The 22528-nt window shown below is 42.7% G+C and carries 22 protein-coding genes; 13 read left to right on the top strand and 9 right to left on the bottom strand.

Features of this window, described 5'->3' with window-relative positions; genetic code table 11:
- The first annotated feature begins 165 nt into the window (after positions 1-165).
- The 3 genes from ACFRAK_RS00190 (at position 166) to ACFRAK_RS00200 (ending at position 2478) form a co-directional block, all read left to right on the top strand.
- On the top strand, positions 166-972 hold the full coding sequence (locus tag ACFRAK_RS00190) for an alpha/beta fold hydrolase (RefSeq protein ID WP_387601569.1): 807 nt from the start codon (positions 166-168) through the stop codon (positions 970-972).
- 284 nt (positions 973-1256) lie between these two features.
- Positions 1257-2012 (top strand): threonine/serine exporter family protein, encoded by a 756-nt coding sequence (locus ACFRAK_RS00195; RefSeq protein WP_260285807.1) that lies wholly within the window; start codon positions 1257-1259, stop codon positions 2010-2012.
- A gap of 16 nt (positions 2013-2028) precedes the next feature.
- Complete coding sequence (locus ACFRAK_RS00200; protein ID WP_260285808.1) at positions 2029-2478, top strand: threonine/serine exporter family protein; 450 nt, start codon at positions 2029-2031, stop codon at positions 2476-2478.
- Positions 2479-2582: 104 nt separating this feature from the next.
- Here ACFRAK_RS00200 and ACFRAK_RS00205 read toward each other — a convergent pair whose 3' ends face one another.
- On the bottom strand, positions 2583-4121 hold the full coding sequence (locus ACFRAK_RS00205) for a solute symporter family protein (RefSeq protein WP_387601563.1): 1539 nt from the start codon (positions 4119-4121) through the stop codon (positions 2583-2585).
- Positions 4122-4135: 14 nt separating this feature from the next.
- Positions 4136-4474, bottom strand: coding sequence for a DUF485 domain-containing protein (locus ACFRAK_RS00210; RefSeq protein WP_387705643.1), 339 nt, complete (start codon positions 4472-4474; stop codon positions 4136-4138).
- A 244-nt stretch (positions 4475-4718) separates the two neighbouring features.
- Here ACFRAK_RS00210 and ACFRAK_RS00215 point away from each other — a divergent pair, with 244 nt between their 5' ends.
- From ACFRAK_RS00215 to ACFRAK_RS00255, 9 genes are all read left to right on the top strand, one after another.
- Positions 4719-5687, top strand: coding sequence for an efflux RND transporter periplasmic adaptor subunit (locus ACFRAK_RS00215; RefSeq protein ID WP_387705641.1), 969 nt, complete (start codon positions 4719-4721; stop codon positions 5685-5687).
- A 1-nt stretch (position 5688) separates the two neighbouring features.
- Positions 5689-6429 (top strand): ABC transporter ATP-binding protein, encoded by a 741-nt coding sequence (locus ACFRAK_RS00220; RefSeq protein WP_387705639.1) that lies wholly within the window; start codon positions 5689-5691, stop codon positions 6427-6429.
- A complete protein-coding gene (locus tag ACFRAK_RS00225; protein WP_394571231.1) occupies positions 6368-7546 on the top strand; it encodes an ABC transporter permease in 1179 nt (392 codons plus the stop codon). The genes ACFRAK_RS00220 and ACFRAK_RS00225 overlap by 62 nt, the downstream gene beginning before the upstream one ends.
- A 108-nt stretch (positions 7547-7654) precedes the next feature.
- Complete coding sequence (locus tag ACFRAK_RS00230; protein ID WP_387705635.1) at positions 7655-8326, top strand: response regulator transcription factor; 672 nt, start codon at positions 7655-7657, stop codon at positions 8324-8326.
- 10 nt (positions 8327-8336) lie between these two features.
- On the top strand, positions 8337-9575 hold the full coding sequence (locus ACFRAK_RS00235; RefSeq protein WP_387601547.1) for a sensor histidine kinase: 1239 nt from the start codon (positions 8337-8339) through the stop codon (positions 9573-9575).
- A 128-nt stretch (positions 9576-9703) separates the two neighbouring features.
- Positions 9704-10159, top strand: a complete 456-nt coding sequence (locus ACFRAK_RS00240) for a hypothetical protein (RefSeq protein ID WP_387705633.1) — start codon at positions 9704-9706, stop codon at positions 10157-10159.
- A gap of 264 nt (positions 10160-10423) precedes the next feature.
- Positions 10424-11608 carry a NupC/NupG family nucleoside CNT transporter gene (locus ACFRAK_RS00245; RefSeq protein ID WP_387705631.1) on the top strand — a complete coding sequence of 395 codons (1185 nt, stop codon included), beginning with the start codon at positions 10424-10426 and terminating at the stop codon, positions 11606-11608.
- Positions 11609-11766: 158 nt separating this feature from the next.
- A complete protein-coding gene (gene msrB, locus ACFRAK_RS00250) occupies positions 11767-12726 on the top strand; it encodes a peptide-methionine (R)-S-oxide reductase MsrB (RefSeq protein ID WP_387705629.1) in 960 nt (319 codons plus the stop codon).
- Between the two features lie 22 nt (positions 12727-12748).
- Positions 12749-13603, top strand: a complete 855-nt coding sequence (locus ACFRAK_RS00255; RefSeq protein WP_387705627.1) for an STAS domain-containing protein — start codon at positions 12749-12751, stop codon at positions 13601-13603.
- A 62-nt stretch (positions 13604-13665) separates the two neighbouring features.
- On the opposite strand, the gene ACFRAK_RS00260 is transcribed toward ACFRAK_RS00255, so the two are convergent.
- From ACFRAK_RS00260 to ACFRAK_RS00275, 4 genes are all read right to left on the bottom strand, one after another.
- Complete coding sequence (locus ACFRAK_RS00260) at positions 13666-15318, bottom strand: glutamine--tRNA ligase/YqeY domain fusion protein (protein WP_387601535.1); 1653 nt, start codon at positions 15316-15318, stop codon at positions 13666-13668.
- A 307-nt stretch (positions 15319-15625) separates the two neighbouring features.
- Positions 15626-16363, bottom strand: a complete 738-nt coding sequence (locus tag ACFRAK_RS00265) for an amino acid ABC transporter ATP-binding protein (RefSeq protein WP_286182402.1) — start codon at positions 16361-16363, stop codon at positions 15626-15628.
- 11 nt (positions 16364-16374) lie between these two features.
- The gene (locus ACFRAK_RS00270; RefSeq protein WP_076368450.1) at positions 16375-17040 is read right to left on the bottom strand and encodes an amino acid ABC transporter permease; all 666 of its coding nucleotides are present in this window, start codon (positions 17038-17040) and stop codon (positions 16375-16377) included.
- 26 nt (positions 17041-17066) lie between these two features.
- Complete coding sequence (locus ACFRAK_RS00275; protein WP_387705625.1) at positions 17067-17846, bottom strand: transporter substrate-binding domain-containing protein; 780 nt, start codon at positions 17844-17846, stop codon at positions 17067-17069.
- A 438-nt stretch (positions 17847-18284) separates the two neighbouring features.
- Between ACFRAK_RS00275 and purU the strand changes: the two genes are divergently transcribed.
- Positions 18285-19187 carry a formyltetrahydrofolate deformylase gene (purU, locus tag ACFRAK_RS00280; protein ID WP_260285818.1) on the top strand — a complete coding sequence of 301 codons (903 nt, stop codon included), beginning with the start codon at positions 18285-18287 and terminating at the stop codon, positions 19185-19187.
- Between the two features lie 56 nt (positions 19188-19243).
- On the opposite strand, the gene ACFRAK_RS00285 is transcribed toward purU, so the two are convergent.
- From ACFRAK_RS00285 to ACFRAK_RS00295, 3 genes are all read right to left on the bottom strand, one after another.
- Positions 19244-19900, bottom strand: coding sequence for an SIMPL domain-containing protein (locus ACFRAK_RS00285; RefSeq protein WP_387601530.1), 657 nt, complete (start codon positions 19898-19900; stop codon positions 19244-19246).
- 140 nt (positions 19901-20040) lie between these two features.
- Positions 20041-20235 carry a YwbE family protein gene (locus ACFRAK_RS00290; RefSeq protein ID WP_387601528.1) on the bottom strand — a complete coding sequence of 65 codons (195 nt, stop codon included), beginning with the start codon at positions 20233-20235 and terminating at the stop codon, positions 20041-20043.
- A gap of 109 nt (positions 20236-20344) precedes the next feature.
- Positions 20345-21865 carry an FAD-dependent oxidoreductase gene (locus tag ACFRAK_RS00295; protein ID WP_387601526.1) on the bottom strand — a complete coding sequence of 507 codons (1521 nt, stop codon included), beginning with the start codon at positions 21863-21865 and terminating at the stop codon, positions 20345-20347.
- Positions 21866-22528 lie beyond the last annotated feature (663 nt).

A 22528-nucleotide genomic window follows, 5' to 3' on the forward strand; every position in this document is an offset into this window, starting at 1 on the left:
AAATTTCCGTCCTTTCAGGATGAAGATATCAATAAAAATATACTTCATTATCAACTCTAAAATCAGGTTTGACAATATTTTTTTATAGGAAGGAATGTTAAAAGGAGATATGCAATACATAATAATAGGGAATGGGCTGTGAAAAAATAGTGAAGGAGGGATAGAATGGCATTTATTGAGGTGGAAGAGGGCGTTCGGTTGTTTTATGAAGAAAAGGGCCAGGGAAGACCGGTTATTTTTATCCATGGTGTGTGGATGAGCAGCAGGTTCTTTAAAAGGCAGCTTCCGTACTTTTCGGAAAAATATAGAACGATCCTACTTGATTTAAGAAGCCATGGTCAGTCAAATCATGTACATTACGGAAATACGGTCTCCGTTTATGCCAAAGATCTTCATGCATTCATAGGTAAACTGGGATTAAAGGATGTCATACTTGTAGGCTGGTCCATGGGGGCATTTGTCGTCTGGGATTATCTTAAGCAATTCGGTGAGGGAAATATTCATTCAACCGTGATTGTGGATGAATTGGCCTCTGATTTTAAGTGGCCCGATTTTAATATCGGTGCATTTGATATGGACACGTTGATTGCCTTCATGACTGAAATTCAAACGAATCGTGCCCCATTTCTACAAAGCTTCCTTGCTTCCATGTTCAACAATGAATTATCTGCAGAGGATGCAAGCTGGATGCTTGGGGAAGTGACCAAAATGCCGGAATCCATTGCCAGTAGCATTCTATTTGACCAATCGATTGTGGACTATCGTGAATTCTTACCAAAAATCAATATTCCGACACTTCTCTGTTTTGGAAGGCATGAAAAAGTAATTCCTGTTGCAGCAGGAGAACATTTGCATGAAAACATTCCGAATTCCAAACTAGTAATCTTTGAAGATAGTTGCCATTGTCCATTTATGGAAGAAAGCGATTTGTTTAATGAAACCGTGGATTGCTTCATTCAAAAGGGCGTATAGTCGTACTGGACGGGAAAAAGGGGATGCAGGGTTCGTGTGCCCGCACTCCTTTTATTTATGGTTTAAATGAATCTTTCTGTTAACTAAACGGTTTCGGCAAGAAATAAGGGGAATACTGGTACTAAGGAAGTCTGAAGTGGCGGTTAATGGAATTGATAAATTAAATAGGTAATATTTTTATATCCTTTTCACGGGAATTGGGCTATTATGAGGTGGATTTAACTTGGTATGATCGTTATCTGTTATTGAGGGAAACTCATGCAGGAAGTGATGGAGAGGATAAAATGGATGATCGTTTACTATACAATGAAATTATAGATGTATGTTTACTTGCGGGAAAAATCATGCTTCAGAACGGAGCGGAAACTTCACGGGTGGAAGATACGATGGTAAGAATCGCTGCAGCGTTTGGATGCGGTGACTCACATAGTTTTTCGACCCCTACAGGAATTATTTTTTCTCTGGATGGCATGCACCCGGCTTCAAAATTAATTCGAGTTTCCCAACGATCTACAGATTTACATAAGGTAACGCTGGTCAACAGCATATCCCGAAGCATTTCCAGCAAGGAAATGACACCGGAGGAAGCTTATTTACAGTTAAAACAAATCGAAAAGGCCGGGATGGGGTATCCCATGTGGGTACAGGTCTTTGCTGCATTTATATCGAGCGGCTGCTTTTTAATCATGTTCCAAGGCCAGTGGAATGATTTCATCTGGTCCTGTATAGCTGGAGGAATGGGTTTCTCATGCCTGTTTTATTTGCACCGGTTACTGGAAGTTCGGTTTTTTGCTGAATTCATCGCCTCATTAGTCGTAGGTCTAGCAGCTATGTTCTTTGTCCAGATTGGAGTAGGAAGTCATTTGGACAAGATAATCATTGGAGCGGTGATGCCGCTTGTGCCAGGGCTGTTAATTACGAATGCAGCAAGGGATTTAATTGCAGGACATTTGGTTTCAGGCCTATCCAAGGGTGTTGATGCAGGTTTGACTGCTTTAGCCATTGGGGCAGGAATATCGGCTGCATTTGTTTTCTTATGATTTTAGGGGAGGAAGAATGATGATTGCACAGCTTATTACAAGTTTCATTGCCTCAGCCGCCTTTGGAGTCATCTTCAATGTACCAAAAAATTCATTGTTACAATGTGGCTTCGTAGGGATGTTAGGGTGGATCTTATACTTTTTTCTGGTTGAAAATGAGATAAACAGCATCATGGCAACATTAGCGGCTGCATTTATCGTTGCGGTTATCAGTCAGTATTTTGCTAAAAGGTATAAAACGCCGATCACGGTTTTCAATATATCGGGAATCATCCCGCTCGTGCCTGGGGGTTTGTCGTATGATGCGATGAAGCATTTTGTCGGAAATGATTTTTATGTTGCTGTTCAATTGGCCGCCAAGGTCTTCATGCTGGCTGGTGCCATTGCGATGGGGCTGATCTTTGCAGAAGTCATGAATCAGTTAGTAACTAAGTACAATAGAAGGAAGTTAAGATTGAGAAGTTAGCAGGAATCTTCTTGATATATGTTTCTAAATAAAGAGAAAGGAGATCAGGCCGGACCCTGATCTCCTTTCTCTTTTTAATATTTTAAAATAATAAGTAAGCTAGCTTATATAGGATCTTTCATCCCAGTGTTGGCTGTAACCAAAATTTCGTCGAATTTTTTTGCATCGGCTTTCTTGCTTGACAGAAGTGTTCCGGCGATGGCTGCGATAAAACCAATCGGGATGGAGATGATGCCTGGATTGGCAAGCGGGAATAGTGGCTCCCCGACGAATATTGCCGCTCCCTCCACCGGTGACCAGACATTGGGACTCAGGAACACAAGCAATAAAGAACTGACCAGTCCAACTAACATGCCCGTGACGGCCCCAGCTGTGTTAAAACGTTTCCAGAATACCGTGAAGACAATGATGGGCAGATTGGCACTGGCAGCGACGGCAAAGGCAAGTGAAACAAGGAAGGCGACATTCATGTTTTGGGCAAATAAGGCAAGGATGATGGAGAGGACGGACACTCCGATCGATGCCCAACGAGCAGCAACGACTTGTTCCTTGTCAGTGGCTTGGCCCTTCCGGATGATGTGGCCATAGAAGTCATGGGCAAAAGCAGATGCTGCCGATAGAACGAGACCTGCTACAACCGCTAAAATGGTAGCGAATGCAACTGCAGAGACAAAGGCGAACAGGAAGTCACCCCCAATGGCTTCGGCAAGCAGCGGGGCAGCCATATTCCCGGCCGCGTTCGCGCCAATGATTTTGTCGTATCCAACAAAAGCTGCCGCTCCAAATCCCAGGAAAATGGTCATTATATAAAAGATGCCAATGATCCAAGTGGCATATACGACGGACTTTCTGGCTGTGATGGCGTCTTTCACGGTAAAGAAACGGATGAGAATGTGAGGAAGTCCTGCTGTACCGAGTACAAGGGCTAAATTAAGGGATAAGGTATCCAAGGGATCCTTGAATTTGTTACCGGGGTTGAGGAAATCCCCGCCCAAAGGAGTGGCTGTTTTCATCTGCTTGAACATCTCGATCACGCTAAAGTCGAATTTCGCCAATACGATGATGGAGATGATGAATGTACCTGCCATCAATAAAACGGCTTTGACGATTTGGACCCAACTGGTGGCCGTCATACCGCCAAATACGACGTATACGGTCATTAAAATGCCTACAATGATGACGGAGTAAAGATAATCAAGTCCAAGTAAGAGTTTTATAAGGGCACCTGCACCGACTAATTGGGCGATCATATAAAAGGTTGAAATGGAAATGGTGTTAAGGGCAGCGACACCGCGTACTTTCTTTTCATTGAAACGGGCAGCGATCATGTCTGCCAATGTAAATTTGCCAAGGTTACGGAGCGGTTCGGCCACGATATAAAGAACGACCAGATACGCAACCAGAAAACCTATGCTATAGAAAAAACCATCAAATCCAGAGAGTGCGACCATGCCGGCTATCCCCAAAAACGAGGCAGCGGACATATAATCTCCCGCAATGGCCCAGCCATTCTGCCAGCCGGTAAGGCTGCTGTCCGCCGTATAAAAGTCCGCGGTCGTTTTGGTGCGCCGTGAAGCAAAATAGGTAATGACCAATGTTAGCCCGACAATGATTAGAAACAATATGAAAGCAAGTATATTCATTGTGAATTCACCTTTTATCCTTTCGCTTCTTTAATGATTTTTTCCACTAATCGGTCAAATGTCGCAGCTTTTTTGGAATAGAGGATGCATAATGTCCAGGTCATGATAAATTGAGCGAAGGCAAAAATCCAGGCCCAGCTGATTGCCCCGAAAGCATAGGAGTTAAGAACTTTGGAATAGGAAGTTAGTAGGGGTAGGGTGAAATAAAAGACCATGAAAAAGATGGATAGCGGGACGATGAAATTGCGTTTTTTCCTTAACAGTTCTTGAAAAGATTGTGATTGGACGATCTCGGTGTAGTTCGTGGAAGCGCTTACCTTGGTTTCCTTAGCGATAGAATCGTTAGATGCCAAGTTGGTTCCCCCTTCATCATTATTGATTCGGATTACATTACCAAATTCCGATATCAGTATCAGTATATAATTTTCTGAATATATTGTAAATTAAATTTTCGTTCGACATTGTTTTAATTTTTCGTACAGGGAGTGTCCTGTATAAATGAAAGATCATGGAAATCAAACGTATCGCCATTAAGGAAAAGTTAAGCTTCTTTCACGATACTGGTTTCAACGAAGGAAATCTGAAAGGAGAAAAGTGATGAAAAAGTGGATAATGATATGTACGGTTTTAGTGCTGGCGATTGGGGGATGCGCTTGGTTTTTCATGAAGGACAGTGCTGAGCCTGTCATCGCAAAGTCGGTGACCGCAACAGTTGAAAAGGGAGATCTTGAAGTTCAAATAAGCGGATCCGGATCGGTCGCCGCAATCAATAGTGAAGACATCACTTCCTCTATAACGGGTGAAGTGGATGAAGTTCTTGTAGAGAAGAATGAATTGGTTGAGAAAGGTGATGAACTTATTACCTTCACGGATGGAAGTGACCCGATAACAGCCCCATTCGATGGTACCGTTACAACAATGGATGTAAAAAAAGGGGATCGTGTATCAAGCGGTGAAGTGTTGGCGCATGTTACGGATTATAAAAAATTGAAAACCACGATCAGTGTAGATGAATTGGATGTTCCAAGTGTTAAAAAAGGACAAACAGTTGAAATTAAAGCCGGTGCTTTTGAAGATGAAACGTTTACGGGTGAAGTGACCAGTGTAGCAAAGGAAGGTACATATGAGAATGGAGTTTCTTCGTTCGATGTTACGATCAAAATTGACAAACCAGGCGATATAAAAATTGGGATGTCGACTGAAGTGAGCATTTTGACGAATAGTGTTAAAGATGCTTTATATGTTCCGATTGAAGCAGTCCAAATGGATGGTGAAGAGAAATATGTAAATATACAACAATCCGGTACAGCTGAAGGAACTGCCAGTACAAAGAAAGCGGTTGAGACTGGGATCAGCAATGATAGGTATATTGAAATAACTTCGGGACTTGAAGAGGGCCAGTTTGTTTCCTTGCCTATCACCATCAATGAAAGCACGACTGGCACTGGCGGCAATGGAATGAGGGGAGGCCAAGGAGGCGAAATACGAATGCAGGGCGGCAGCGGAATGCCGAGCGTCGGGATGCCAAACGGTGGCGGAATGCCAAGCAGCAATGGAGGTCAGTAAAATGGCGAAACCCATCATAGAAATTAGGAACATGTCTAAATCATATGAATTAGGCGGTGAAACGGTTAAGGCACTTCAAGATGTCTGTCTTACAATCGATAAAGGCGATTTCATTTCGATCATCGGTCCTTCTGGGTCAGGAAAATCGACGTTCATGAATATGATTGGCTGCCTTGACAAGCCTGACATAGGTGAATATCTTCTTGATGGAAAAGAAGTGGAAAAGATGAAGGATAATGAGTTAGCTGCCATTCGTAATATTAAAATAGGATTTATCTTTCAAAATTTCAACCTGTTGGCAAAACTGACAGCGTTGGAAAATGTCGAACTTCCCCTGGTTTATAGAGGGGCAAGCGTGAAGGAAAGAAGAAAAGTGGCCAATGCATGCCTTGATATGGTAGGTCTGAGTGACCGAAAGAATCATCTGCCGAACCAACTGTCGGGCGGACAGCAGCAAAGAGTTGCGATTGCAAGGGCACTTGCCGGTGACCCGCCCGTTCTATTGGCGGATGAGCCGACGGGGGCCTTGGATAGTAAAACGAGTAAAGAAGTGCTGCAGATGCTGAAAGAATTGAACGAAAAGGGACAAACAATCATTCTAATAACCCATGACTTGGAAGTGGCAAAAGAAGCGACTCGTGTCGTCCGGATACAGGATGGTCAGCTATTTGAGAACGGGGGTGATTGGATTGAACCTGAGCGAATCAATGAAAATGGCTATACGCAGTATCAAAACCAATAAAGTCAGAGCATTTTTAACCATGCTTGGGATCATAATTGGAGTTGCCTCTGTAATCGTTCTGGTTTCGATCGGGCAGGGTTCCTCACAGTCCGTTCAGGATGAGATCAATAGCCTGGGAACGAACTTGATAACGGTAAGTGTCACGGATACCGACTCCGTGGAGCTGACGGATGATACAATTGAACAGTTTAAAGAGCTGAACGGGATATCGGAAGTGGCGCCTGTGGTCACCGGACGCGTTTATGCTAAAAACGGAGAAGCTTCGGCACAGGTTTCAATGACCGGTGCAACTTCATCCTACTTATCGGTTAGGGATCTGGAGCTCAGTCAAGGCCGATTTTTGACTGATATGGAAACGCAATTAAGATCCAAGGTCGTCGTCCTGGGGTCGGATACAGCCAGCACGCTTTTTGAAAATCAAAAAGCTGTGGACCAGAACGTGCTTATCGGCGGAGTTTCCTATCGCGTGATTGGTGTGCTGAAATCGGTAGGTACCTCAATGGGGTCGAGCGGGGATGATGTAATCATTGCACCGATCACCACTGCCGAAAGGGCTACAGGCAGCACAACAATCGGAACCGTATATTTAAAAGCGGATAACGAGAATATCATAGATAGGGCGATGTACCACGTACAAGGTACGATGACCACATCATTCCCAGAACAGAGTGATAATTATTCGGTGTCCAATCAAGAAGATCTGATGGATACAATGAGCTCTGTGTCGGATACGTTCACACTCATGCTAGGCGGTATAGCCAGTATTTCGTTACTGGTGGGCGGAATCGGGATCATGAATATCATGTTGGTTTCCGTAACAGAAAGGACGAAGGAAATCGGGATTAGAAAAGCAATTGGGGCGAATCGGAAATCGATTCTTCTTCAGTTTTTGATTGAAGCGATGGTCCTGAGCTGCTTCGGGGGATTGTTGGGTGTTGGAATCGGATTGGGAATCGCAAAATTGATTTCAGTTTTTTCAAGCTTAACGATCAGTTATTCATGGTCGGTAACACTGTTTGCTTTCTTATTCTCCATTTTAATCGGGATAATGTTTGGTGTATTTCCTGCCAATAAGGCATCCAAATTAAATCCAATCCAGGCACTGCGTCACGAATGAACATACAATTTGAAAGAAAGCAGGCGATTAAAAGCCCGCTTTCTTTTGCATATGAAAAAGGATAAAATCAACATATATCACAATTGAGGCGGTTGGGAGGCACCCTGCATGAAGGTTTTGGTGGTAGAAGATAATGTTTCATTATTAGAGTCGATCCGACAGATTCTGACGGATGAATATGAAGTGGATACAGCGGATAATGGGGAAGATGGACTATTCATGGCTCAGCAAAGTATATACGATATCATCATTTTGGATGTAATGCTTCCGGGAATCGATGGATTTGAAATCGTACGGAAAATCAGGGAAGCAAAAATAGATACAAGTGTCTTGTTTTTGACGGCAAAAGATGCACTTGAGGATCGTGTCAGAGGATTGGAAATGGGTGGCGATGATTATTTAGTCAAGCCGTTTCAGGCACTGGAACTTAAGGCCAGGATTCGTGCCCTGCTTCGAAGGAGTGGCATTTTATCGCTTGAGCAGCATGTGAAATACCGTAATATTGAACTGTTGGAAAAAGAAAAGGATATTTTAGTTGATGGAAAGGTCATTAAAATGACCTTGAAACAGTTTGAATTACTGGAATACCTAATTCGAAATAGTGGGAAAATATTGACCCGTGAGCAGATTTTCGACCGCATTTGGGGGTTTGATTCAGATACGACGATTGCCATTGTGGAAGTGTTCATCCATCACCTTAGAAAAAAATTGGAACCTTTCAATTACCATAAAGATATTCAAACCGTCAGGGGTATTGGTTATATGCTAAAACAACCATAAGGGGATCATTATGTTCCAAAAAACACGACTTCAACTAACCATATTGAATTCTATCGTCTTTATTGTCTTAATAGCCATTTTAAGCAGAACAATTTATTTTTATACGGAAAATCAGATTTATAGGGATGTCAATGATTCACTTCAACAGGATTACAGGGATTTCAATAATGGCGGCAGGCCAGGCGGACGTCCGCAAGGTGAGTTTCTCTTAGGACCGGGACCGAGCGTCATCATTTGGGGGCCGGATGATACGATCATTGAGCCAAGACTAAGTGCAGACAATTTCTATAAGGTCAATGAATTGGAATTTTACCCTGAAAGATTTGAAGAGATTGAAGAAATATCGGTGAATGGATACACGTACCGTGCACTTTCCACCAAGGTCGATACGGAGTATGGAAAGATGACCGTACAATTCATCAGGAATGTGGATACAGAAAAAGAAATGCTCGATCGCTTGCTGCTCATCTTGTTTGTTGGTGGAGGAATTGGAAGTTTGGTGGCGGTAGGCGCAGGCTATCTTCTGGCAGGACGGGCCCTGATCCCTGTCAAGAAATCCTGGGATCAGCAACAGCAGTTTGTCTCGGATGCTTCGCATGAAATTCGCACTCCGCTTGCTGTCATTCAATCGCGGGCTGATTTGCTATTTCAATCACCGAACGCGACCATCGAGGAAAAGGCCGTTGATATATCCATCATTTCTAAAGAAGTCCGGCGATTGAATAAGCTTGTTAACGGACTTTTAACCTTGACCAGAACGGATTCGAATCAAATCGAGGTTAAGAAATCGAACTTTTTCCTTGATGACTTACTAATGGATATCGTGGAACAGTATAGGGATATAGCTTCTTTTCAAGAGAAATCGATCATTAGCCATGCTCCTGAACAGGTGGTGTTTCATGGGGATAAAGAGAGAATTCATCAGCTATTGGTGATCTTGGTGGATAATGCCATGAAATTTACCGAAGAAGGCGGGGAGATTTCCCTATCCTGCATCAAGAATGCTTCATCCATCATTCTTACTATAGAGGATAATGGAGAAGGTATTCCGCAGGAAGATCTCCCCTTGATTTTTAACCGTTTTTACCAAGTCGAGCAATCCCGTTCAGCAAATGAAGGCTCCGGCTTAGGTTTATCCATAGCCAAATGGATTGTAAACACACATCAAGGGAACATCAAAGTTACGAGTGAGCAAAATGAACGCACCCGTTTTGAAATCACTTTTCCAAGAAATCAAAAGAAAAATTAATACAACAATAGATGCCATCCAATACGAAAAGGACCCTTACTTTTTTCCTTGTTGCTTAAGGAAAAATTAAGGGCCTTTTTAGATAATCATCTTATAAATACATTTATTTTCGGAGGAGAAAACCATTGATGAAAAGATTTGGTAAGTTACACTTTTTGGTTGGAATATTGGCATCGGTTCTCTTAATGGCCCAAGCAGTCATCGGGGTCATGATGTATGTGTATGGCAGCGGCAATGAACCCGTGAATCGACAGGCGATGATGGGTCAGCCTGCCGACCGCAACACAACAGAATCGGATGTTGCGGAAGAATCGGCTAATAGCAGTACGGCGACACACGATTCAACTTCAACTACGGGAACGGCATCAAATGATATGCAGGGCACTCCACAAGGCGGGCCTAATGGTTCCGGGACTCCAGGAGAGATGCATAGCGGTGGCGGTTTCCAAGGCAGAGACTCTTTTGCAGGGAAATTGATCGGCTTTTATCAAGGGGCAGGTGGCTTGGCCGCATCCATCATCATCTTTATCGTTGGAGGCGCTGGATTAGCGATGTCGGTGATATCCAGAAAAACAACAGCCTAAAAATTCAATGCTATTTGAGGAAAGAGAAGGCTCCTTTCGAAGGGGAACCTTCTTTTTTCATTCATGAAACCCACTATTGTCACTAATTGTTATTTTAAAAAGGGAAATAATAATTGCACTTAAAAAAATATTAGTTTAATATAGACTTCTGGAGAGGTACGTACATGTATTTTGGATGAAAGAGAAAACGTTTGCATAATTTTTTTGAGGGTAACCTACTAGTAATGCACGACATAAAATTCACCCTTAGTGGAGGCAGAATATATGAAATTTCTGATTGCAATTTTAGGGCTGCTTATTGTTTTTGGACTAGCTTTATTAGCCAGCAGTGACCGGAAGAAAGTTAAAATTAAACCGATCATCCTCATGGTGGTCATTCAGCTTATTTTAACTTATTTATTATTGAATACGAAGTTTGGTTTAGTGATCATCAATTCGATTGCCGATGCTTTCGGAAAACTTTTACAATGGGCAAATGAAGGGATCACCTTTGTATTTGGCGGGATTGTAAACGAAGGAGCATCGCCATTCTTTTTAAATGTCCTTCTTCCAATCGTCTTCATCTCGGCATTAATCGGGATTTTACAGCACTTCAAGATCCTTCCGTTCATCATGAAGTGGATTGGATTCCTTTTAAGTAAGGTGAATGGGATGGGTAAATTGGAATCTTACAATGCGGTTGCATCTGCAATAGTGGGCCAATCCGAAGTTTTCATAACCTTGAAAAAACAACTCGGTGCGATTCCGCCATCTCGCATGTATACGCTTTGTGCATCAGCCATGTCAACTGTATCGATGTCGATTGTCGGTGCATACATGACGATGATTGAACCAAAGTATGTTGTGACGGCAATCGTTATTAACATGTTCGGAGGATTTATCATTGCATCCATTATCAATCCTTATACCGTAACGGATGAGGAGGATATTCTCCCTGTTGAAGAAGGGGCAGAGAAGCAGTCTTTCTTCGAAATGCTTGGGGAATATATCATGGATGGATTTAAGGTTGCTATCACTGTAGCAGCGATGTTAATTGGTTTCGTTGCATTAATCGCAGGAATCAACAGTGTATTCGACATGGTCTTCGGAATCAGCTTCCAAGACATCATGGGGTATATCTTTGCACCGTTTGCTTTTATCATGGGTGTACCGATATCAGAAACCGTGACTGCTGGCGGAATCATGGCGACGAAGCTGGTAACCAATGAATTCGTTGCCATGCTGAGCCTAGGGGAAGCATCAGCAGCCTTGAGCGATAGGACGATAGGGATCGTTTCGGTTTTCTTGGTTTCATTCGCTAATTTCTCATCTATTGGAATCATTGCCGGTGCAGTCAAAGGACTTCATGAAAAACAGGGTAATGTTGTAGCCCGTTTCGGCTTGAAGCTGTTATACGGTGCGACGCTTGTCAGCATCCTATCAGCGATCATTGTAAGCGTGATACTTTAATTGACGGATCTAACACAAAAGGGCACTTGGGTTTACTCCTAAGTGCCTCTTTTTATATTTGTGCATCAAAAAAGAGAAAAAAATTTTTGAATTTGAAGGCGTTTGGCCTGCTGGTATATAATACATAAAATTACAGGCGTGAAAGGGGAGTTTTTAGAATGACGATGGCTGGAAAAGAAACGGCTATCTTTGCAGGAGGCTGTTTTTGGTGCATGGTTGCTCCCTTTGATGAAATGGATGGCATTATTTCAGTGACATCAGGTTATACAGGCGGAGAATTTGCCGCGCCCAGTTATAAACAAGTAATTACCGGTTCGACTGATCATGTTGAAGCGGTTCAAGTGGTATTCGATCCATCAATCATTTCCTATAAAACGTTATTAGAGATATTCTGGCGCCAAGTCGACCCTACGGATGACGAAGGACAATTCGCGGATAGGGGAAAGCAATACAGGGCAGCCATTTTCTATCTCAATGAACGTCAGAAACAGGAGGCAAAACAATCGAAGGAAGATTTAATGATGAGCGGACGGTTTAAGAAACCTATCGTTACGGGTATTCTACCCTCGGGGAAATTTTACGTGGCTGAGGAATATCATCAAGACTTCTATCGGAAAAATCAGTTTCGCTATGCATTGTATCGTAAAGGGTCAGGCCGTGATGCTTTCATTAAAGAAAATTGGCCTAAGGATAATGCACATCTTAGAAAGACCTTAACGGAGATTCAGTTTCATGTAACCCAGGAAAATGGCACGGAGCTGCCTTTCGATAATGCTTATTGGGATCACTTTGAAGAAGGCATCTATGTGGATGTCGTTTCTGGGGAGCCTCTATTCAGTTCACGGGATAAGTATGATAGCGGCTGTGGGTGGCCAAGCTTCACCAAGCCCGTCATGTCCGCAAGTGTCAATGAAAAAATGGATCTCAGCCACCGAATGACCCGGACCGAGGTGCGCAGCAGGGACGCCGATTCACACCTTGGACATGTTTTTCCTGATGGCCCAAGGCCCAAAGGCATGAGATATTGCATAAACTCTGCGGCCCTTCGATTCATTCCTAAACATGAAATGGAGAGAGAGGGATATGGAGACTTATTATTACTTTTTAAAATGAAATAACTAGTGAGATAGGGGAACACAAATGGATAAAATAGATGAAAATTTATATCGATATATCATTGATAATTCATCCAAGATTACGGAAAACTGGCTGGCTTTAAGGGAAAAGCAGTCTGGCTCCATCTATTCAATGGACTCCAATGAGGAAATAGAAAAGCTTCTTAGAGAACAGAATACATTGACCATCAAGACAGTGACAAGTGCTTTACTTGAAGATAAAAATGCTTTTATTGCAACGATGGAGCAGTGGGCCACACTTGTCGCGAAGAGCAGGGTTGAATCGGACACCCCCATTTACGAAGTGTTGGAAGCGCTTAATAAGGTCCGTGAAACATATTGGGCTTTTATCACTGATTATATGCTAAAGGATACGGGGATAACGAAGGATACAATCATCCGGTGGGGCCGGCTCATTAATGGTGCCTTCGACCAATTGAACCGTGAGTTCACAGAGCAGTATTACCTTTTGACAAAAGAACGTTTACTAGCTCAACAGGAGCTGATTAATGAACTGGGCGCACCTGTCATTCCCATTGTTGATGCCATTGCGGTATTGCCGTTAATCGGTGAAATCGATACCTATCGGGCAAGGGAAATTTTGAATGCGACTCCAAGCAAATGCATTAACAAAAATGTCACTCACTTATTCATCGATTTATCAGGAGTCTCCCTTTTAGATACGATGGTTGCCCAACAGATCTATCAATTGATAAGTACACTGAACCTGTTGGGCATTCAATCGACCATTTCCGGGATTCGTCCCGAAGTGGCCCAGACATCGATTCAGTTAGGTCTTGATTTTAGTCAGGTTTCGACACATAGTACTCTTAAGCAGGCCCTTTCCAAGCAAGGGATCAAACTTTACGAGAAAAAGTGACATAAGGTGCAGAGAATGAAAAAGAACCAGATTCGCTAGGAATCTGGTTCATCTCTGTGATTCTATAACTTGAATGAACTTTTCAACCCAACGATTTGGTTGAAGACCAAGTGATCGGCCGCAGTGAGTTTTGAATCAACATTATAATAGCCGTGCCTGAAGAATTGGAATTTATCCTGAGGTTTAACATCTTTCATGTTAGGCTCGACAAATCCTTGTAAAACTTCTACAGAATCGGGGTTTACCCGGTCCAGGAATGATTTTTCTTCCTCTTCATCATTTTCCTTATCCAAGATTAAAGGCTGGTAGTTGCGGAATTCTGCTGAAACGGCTTGTGAAGCTTCGACCCAGTGCAATGTACCTTTTACTTTACGGCCAGTGAAGCCCGATCCGCTTTTCGTTTCAATGTCGTATGTGCAGCGAAGTTCAATGACGTTACCGGCTTCGTCTTTTATCACTTCTTCACATTTAATGAAATAAGCATGTTTCAAACGGACTTCATTGCCCGGGAAAAGTCGGAAATACTTTTTCGGCGGGTTTTCCATGAAATCGTCCTGTTCGATATATATTTCACGTGAAAACGGGATTTGGCGTGTGCCCATTTCCGGGACTTCCGGATTGACCTCAGCATCCAGCCATTCTACCTCGCCTTCCGGATAGTTGGTGATGACCACTTTAAGCGGATTTAGGATAGCCATAGTTCGTGGAGCCTTAAGCTTTAGGTCTTCCCGCACGAAATGATCAAGCATTTGAGAGTCTACGACACCGCTTGTTTTGGCGACGCCAATCTCTTGGCAGAATGCACGAATCGCCTCAGGTGTATACCCGCGTCTCCGCAAACCTGAAACGGTAGGCATCCGTGGGTCGTCCCAGCCGTCCACGAAGCCCTCATCGACAAGCTGCTTCAGTTTTCGCTTGCTCATTACTGTATTGGTCAGGTTAAGACGGCCAAATTCATATTGTTTTGGCTTGCTTTCCATTTCACAATTTTCAACGATCCAGTCATAAAGAGGGCGTTGGTCTTCGAACTCTAGCGTACAAATGGAGTGTGTGACTCCTTCGATGGCATCTTCAATTGGGTGGGCAAAGGCATACATTGGGTAGATGCACCATTTGTTCCCGGTATTATGGTGTTCAGTATGGGATATACGGTATATGACGGGATCACGCAAATTGATATTAGGCGAGCTCATATCAATTTTGGCACGCAATACTTTTGCACCGTTTTCGAATTCGCCGCTGCGCATCTTTTCAAATAGTTCAAGGTTTTCCTCGACGGTTCTATTGCGGTATGGGCTATCTTTTCCCGGCTCAGTCAGCGTTCCGCGATATTCACGGATTTGGTCGGCATTAAGGTCGTCCACATATGCCAGTCCTTTATTGATGAGCAGCACAGCTCTTTTATACATTTCATCAAAATAGTCGGAAGCGAAGAAAAGGTTATCCCAGTCGTAACCGAGCCATTTTACATCTTCCTTAATGGAGTTGACAAACTCAATATCTTCTTTCAATGGATTCGTATCATCGAAACGAAGGTTAGTTTTCCCATTGAAATCATCAGCCACCCCAAAATTCAAAATGATTGATTTGGCGTGCCCGATATGTAAATACCCGTTCGGCTCAGGAGGGAAGCGGGTGATGACATGATCATGTTTTCCGGACTCTAGATCATCTTTTATAATATTTTTAATAAAATTCGAAGAGTTATTTTCCAACTGAATTCGACCTCTTTCATTTATATACTTCTTTTAATTTTACCTGTATATATACCATAAATACAGATATTTTTCCATGTTCGAGCCGGAATCAGGGTTTATCTGAAACAATTCATCAAGTGTTTAGTTTGTACAATCAGAGCGAAAATATCCCAGAAACTTGGTTCATGTAACTTAGGGAACGATCCATCCCGCGAATATAGAAAACAAATAAGCAATACAGGAAGTCTCGCCTGTATTGCTTATAATGGTGATTTAAGTTCTATGAAGAATTATTCTCGCTAATAGACAGATTTTAGGGTGGAAATCAAAAGACTGTCGTTTGCAAAAATTCTTTTGTCCGTTCTTCTTTTGGATTGGTGAAGAATTCTTTTGGCGGGCCGCTTTCGACAACCTTCCCATTATGCATGAAGACAATCCAATCACCAACTTCACGTGCAAAGCTCATTTCATGTGTAACGACTACCATTGTCATCCCTTCCAAGGCAAGTTCCTTCATCGTGGCAAGAACTTCCCCGACAAGTTCGGGATCCAGAGCCGAGGTAGGCTCATCAAAGAGTAGGATATCAGGCTTCATGGCAAGGGCACGGGCTATGGCGACACGCTGCTTCTGCCCACCTGAGAGTTTGCTTGGATAAACATCCGCTTTATCTGATAAGCCGACTTTGGCAAGCAATTCTTTTGCTTCTTCGATCGCCTGGGCCTTAGGGACTTTTTTGACGTGAGTCGGTGCCTCAATTACATTTTCAAGCACGGTCATATGCGGGAAGAGGTAGAAATGCTGAAAAACCATTCCGACTTTCTCGCGGATTTTATTAATATCAGTACTCGGTTGGATTTCCGTTCCTTCAATGAGGATTTGCCCGCTGTCTTTTTTCTCTAAATAATTCAAACAGCGAAGCAGGGTGCTTTTTCCGGAACCGCTTGGCCCGATCAGACAGACAACATCGCTATCCAGTACTTTCATATCAATATCTTTGAGTACATGCAGGTTTCCATACGATTTATTTAAATTCCTAATGCGAATCATTTCTTTTTGTTCCATTTCAATTCCCCCTATCGATCACTAATGGAAAGTTTCTTTTCGAATAAATTGACGATAATGGTCAGGAATGCCACTAGAATCAAGTAGTAGACCGCTACAATCAGTAAATAAGTCATTTCATCGAAATTATTCGAACCTAACGTAGTCGCCACGTTAAACAGCTCATTCATGGAGATGAAGGCAGCCAGTGATGAATCTTTCAGCCCGATGATGAATTGGTTGCCCAAAGGCGGCAATGCGCGACGGAAGGCTTGAGGTAAAATGATCCTTCTTAATGTAAGCGATTTGCTCATGCCAAGGGAGCGTCCGGCTTCCATTTGGCCTTTATCGATGGATTGGATCGTACCACGTAAAATTTCAGAAATATAAGCTCCATTATGGAAGGCCAAGGCAAGTGACGCCGCCCAGAAGTCCGGCAGTAAGAAGAGATTGCTGATACCGAAATAGAGTATGAATATCTGTACGATTAGCGGTGTTCCCCGTACCAGGAATACATATGTATCCGAAATCCAGGCAAGAATTTTTATATTGGAAATTTTTAAAAGTGCAAATAGCAATCCGATGACGATTCCTACCAATATGGAGACTACCGTAAGTTCCAATGTGAGGAGCATGGCTCGGATGAATACGTCCGAGGAGTTAAATAATGTATCAAAAAAATGTGAAAAACTTGGCAATGTAATGACTCCCTTTCTATCAATCTTTATTCAGGCTTGGTTGTGATGTCCTCACCAAAGTATTTTTTGCTGATTTCCGCAAGCGTTCCATCTTCCCGGAGGTTTTCAAGCGCTTCGTTGATACGTGCAAGCAGCTGAGGGTTGTCTTTAGGCAGTACGATGGCTTGCTCGCTTCGTTCGATCAATTGCCTTCCTTCGACGTCGAAACCTTCCTTGGCTGCTTCCTTGCCGGTTACGAAGTCGGTGATGACGGCATCATGGCGTCCTCCGCTCAATGCTTTCAGGGCGGTGATATCACTGTCATAGGTTTTTACATTGGTTGTATACTTTTCTGCTGTGGTTGCGTACGTGGAGCCTTTTGAAGCCGCGACTTCCTTTCCCTTTAAATCTTCGACCGTTTTAATATCACTATCTGAGCGGACGAAAATTTGAGGACCTGAGTAGTAATAAGGGGTCGAAAAGGCAACATGTTTACTTCGTTGTTCATTGATTGTATGACTGGCAACTGCGGCATCTGCCCGACCGGTTTTGACACCTTCCACGATACCTTTGAATTTTATCCGTTTAGGTACTGGCTCCAGGTCCAGTTCCTTTGCTATTGCATCGCCGACCTCAATATCGAATCCGGTTACGGTCATGTCATCATTGACATAACTGAATGGCTTGAATTCGCCTGAGGCAGCGAAAACAAACTGGTCCTTATTGATCAGCTTGCTTCCATCCTCCAGCTGGTCCTTTTCAGCACAGCCGGACAGAAGACCGAGAACAGCCAGAATGGATACAAAAAATGTAACTGATGATTTCATGATAATTTCATTTCCCCCTTTGAAAAAAACTAATAGAATGGTCTATACCCTTATGAGGCGGTGAAATAACCTCATTAACTAGGGAAATTAAAACGGAAATAAAAAAGGGCATCCAGATCATGCCGGCATTTCATTCAAGAATCCTCTTCACTATGCATTTCATAAAGGTTCTCGGTCTTTGCCTTCATTTCCTTCCAAATTACCGGTAATTTCCTGAAATAATGACAAACATTATATGGTGGAGTAAGAAATTTAGTTAGATTCAGGTCTAGAGATGAATTTGAAAATTCACTCTATCGAAACCAAATCTAATGAATGGGATGGGGTAAAACTGGAGGATTTGTCTGCCAACAAAATTCCGTATTGCATGGACTGACTTTAATTTTGCCCTTGAATTGAAGTATAATATAGCAAAATAGAAGAAGGGCAGTTGGGAAAATGGTTAGCAACTTTGTGCAAGAACAGTTACAGGAGTTTCGCGAAAAGAATCAAGATAGAGGCCGTTTGATTATAAAGTGTCCGGACCGGCCAGGAATTGTTTCGACAGTTACTGCCTTTCTAAAAGAATATGATGCAAATATTGTTGAATTGAGCCAGTATTCGATGAATCCTGAGGGCGGTACCTTTTTCACAAGGATCGAATTCGATTGTCCGGGATTGAAGGATAGGGCAGCGGATATGCAACTGGCATTCCAGGAAGTTTCGACAGCATTCTCGATGCAATGGACATTTAACCATGTGAGTGATCTGAAACGGACGGCAATCTTCGTTTCCAAGGAACCGCATTGTCTTCTGGAATTGCTATGGGAGTGGCAAAGCGGGGATTTATTAGCTGATATTGCGCTGGTCATCAGTAACCATGAAGATACGAGGCAAATTGTCGAATCCATGGGCATCCCATTTTATTACATTCCTGCAAATAAGGATATACGTAGGGAAGTGGAGACAAAACAGCTTGGACTTCTGGAAGAATTCAAGGTGGACCTTATTATCTTAGCCAGGTATATGCAGATATTGACGCCGGACTTCGTAGCAGCCCATCCAAACAAAATCATTAATATCCATCATTCATTTTTACCTGCATTCATAGGAGCACGCCCTTATGAAAGAGCTTATGACAGAGGTGTTAAGCTGATTGGTGCGACGTCCCATTATGTGACGAATGATTTGGATGAAGGTCCAATCATCGAGCAGGATATTGAACGTGTGGACCATCGTGATTCTGCTGGAGATATGAAGAAAATCGGTCGTTCAGCTGAACGCAGGGTGCTGGCACGTGCCGTTAAATGGCATTTGGAGGATCGCGTCCTTGTTCATGAAAATAAGACGGTAGTCTTTTAAAGTAAAACCCCCCATTGTTCACAAGGGGGGGTTTTTAGGATGGAATTTACTGAGTGCTAGTACGTGTACTCTACCCTTACTGAGGCAGTGATGTTCAATTCACCAGGCTGAATCGGGGTAGTCGCCATTTTTGAAAAGGTACTTGTTTGGTAAAGCATCGGTGTTATAGTTTCAGATAGCTCTTCAACCTTATTAGGGACTGGGTTCAATGAGATTCCTAGTGTTCGGGCCATGGAGAGTGCTTTTTCGTATGCATTTTTTAAAGCGAGAGAAAGTGCCTGGTTATAGTATGCATCTGGGTTGGATAAAGAGAAGCGGATGCTGGTGATTGAATTGGCGCCGCTTCTGACAGCCGTGTCGATTATGCTGCCTATTTTCTCGATGTCTGTCGTTTGGGCTTGGATGATGTGCTGGACTTTATAGTTCTTGAACAATTCCTTTCCGTCAATAAAATCATATTGCGGATCGATTCTGTAATCACTCGTTTTCAATTGCTCTTCGGGAATGCCTGCGGATTTAAGTGATGCGATGACATTTGCGATTGCTTGGGAATTGGCTTGCTGGGCCTTTTGCGGGTCCTTATCCTCTGTTATGACTCCTAGGGTGATTGTGGCTTGATCCGGAGCGGCAGATAGCGTCCCAGAGCCGGAAACTTTCAATGTATGTTCATCGTTGCGGTAATGAACCCTATCAGGGGCATTATATCCTTTCATTTTGACACCAGCCTTTTTTAAAAAGAGATAATCTCACCCCTATTGTACGAATTATAAACGGGAAAGATGATTGAAATATCCATTGTCATTAATTCGGTCGAATGATCACAAAAAAACACTCGGCCTGGACCGAGTGCGCATTACTTATGAATGACTTGAACCCTGCCAACCTGACCATCAGTCAATCTTACTTTAATTCCATGAGGATGAGTGCTTGAGTTGGTCAAAATATCCTTTACAATGCCGCTTGTCAGTTTTCCGCTGCGTTGATCTGCTTTAAGTACAATGTCCACAGAGGCACCTGGGGTAATGTCCTTCCGATTCTTACCGTTCATTTCAATTCAATCCTTTTCAAAGTTATTTGCAACCATTCAACCTTGCAGTAACTTCAGTATAAGTAAAACGGCGGACCCAGTCGACTATTAGATAAAATCACTGTGACCATCAGCGTATTTTTTTCAAAGGTTCAACAGCAGGGCCATTCAATACTTCACCAGCGATGGAGTAGCGGGAGCCATGACATGGGCAATCCCAAGTACGGTCGCCGCTATTCCAGGCAACTTCACACCCCATGTGCGTACATGTGGAATCGACAATATGTAGATGGCCATCATGATCACGGTAACATCCGGCCTTGTCTCCATTCACCTTCACGATTGCTCCTTCATCAATTCCTATGTCTTCAGGCGTTTTATGAATGACGGCCAATTTGCTTTTGATCAAATGCTTCGCTACATCAGCATTATCTTGGACTATATTCTTCATGCCTTTTAACCGGGCTGGGTTATACAAGTCCGCATAGCGGTTATCCCTTTGCAAAACCCGGTCAGTTAAGATCTTGGCTGCAATCGAACCATTCGTCATTCCCCATTTCGCATAGCCGGTAGCTATCAAAACGTTTGGATTATTGGATGTCACTGGTCCGACGAAGGGGATATTATCCGGTGTCACAATATCTTGTGCCGACCAGCGGTAGGGAATGTCCTTCACATCGAAATATTGGGAACTGAAGTCCTTCAGTGCTTCATAATGCTCGATCATCGAGACTCCCTGGCCTGTTTTATGACCATCGCCGCCGACTAGTATAAGTTTTTCCCCATTGTCCAATTCCGTATAGCGAAGGGAGCGGGTAGGGCTGTCTGCACTGTAATACATTCCACCGGGATATTCCTGTTCAGTCCTGATTCCAAGCACATAGGACCTATCTACATGGACACGGGCAAAGTATAAGCCCTTTTCATCATTAAAAGGGAAGTGGGAGGCAACGATTACCTGATTGCTTTTGATTGTATGTCCATTATCGGTTTGAACGGTTGGTGGATCGCCGTCTTCAATCTTCATTGCCGTTGTCCGTTCATAAATTTCCCCTCCACTTTCGAGAATGGTCGAAATGAGGGCCGTTAAATATTTTAACGGGTGAAACTGTGCTTGATCTTTCATGATCACCGCAGCTTTAGAAGGGATGGAGAATGGGATACTCTCTGCATAATCCCCACGAATGCCGAGCTTTTGATAGGCTTTCAGTTCATTTTGAATTTTAATTTTATATTCATCTGTATTTGCGTAGACATAGGCATCCTGTGCAGTCAAATTACATTCAATGGAATGTTCTTCTACCAAGTCTTTAATTAGCTTCATTCCTTCTGCATTGGCTTCATAATAAAGTTTGGCCTTCTCTTCTCCATGATCAGTTATCAATTGGTCATAAATCAAGCCATGCTGGGCCGTGATTTTTGCTGTAGTGTGTCCTGTCGTTCCAGTTAGGATTTCGCCTGCATCAATCAGTGTGACTTTAACACCTTGTTTGGCTAGTAGATAAGCAGAAGTGATTCCAGTTATTCCGCCGCCTACTATTAAAACATCAGTGCTTATATCCGTTTCTAGTTTAGAAAAAGATGGGAAAGTTAACGCACTGCGCCAATAGGGTTCCGGAAACCGGGGAAGGTCTGTATTTTTTTCAGTCATTTGAATACCTCCATACAGTTCATTAGTCAATTGTCCATTTATTACCATACCCAATTTCCCCATTTATACGCTTATTTTTGTAAGAAGAAAGAGTGAAAAAAATACATTATTTGGTTTGTTTACAAAAACGTATACATGTAAACAAAAGTAGATGTAATGTACACAAATAAGTATACATGTTTACAAATACGTACACATGGCTATATATCAGGCTAATGCACATTTGTTCCTATTGTAAATTATTCGAAAGTTATAGCTACTATTAATGAAGCATTGACTAGGGAAATTTTCCAGCTTCCAGAATCGTGGAGAGGAGGCCGTTAAATATTTTAAAGGGGTGAAACTGCGCTTGGTTAATGGAAGATTTACAAGGAATGGAGAAAGGGATTTTCTTCTGTATAATCCCCGCGAATGGCTAGTTTCGATTAGCTTTTGTTCTTTTGGGATTTTACTTTTATATTCATCAGTATTTGTGTGAATATAGGTATCCATTTCAGTCAAATTACTTTCAATGGAATGTTCCTCCATCAAATCTTTGATAAGACCATTCCTTCTGCCTTGGCTACATAATATATTTTGGCTTTTCCTTCATCATGTTTTAGTGAACAAACAAATCGTAAATCAGGCCATGCTGTGGGTGTCCCGTTGATCCGTTAAGAAGTT

The sequence above is a fragment of the Peribacillus sp. NPDC056705 genome (assembly GCF_043656335.1).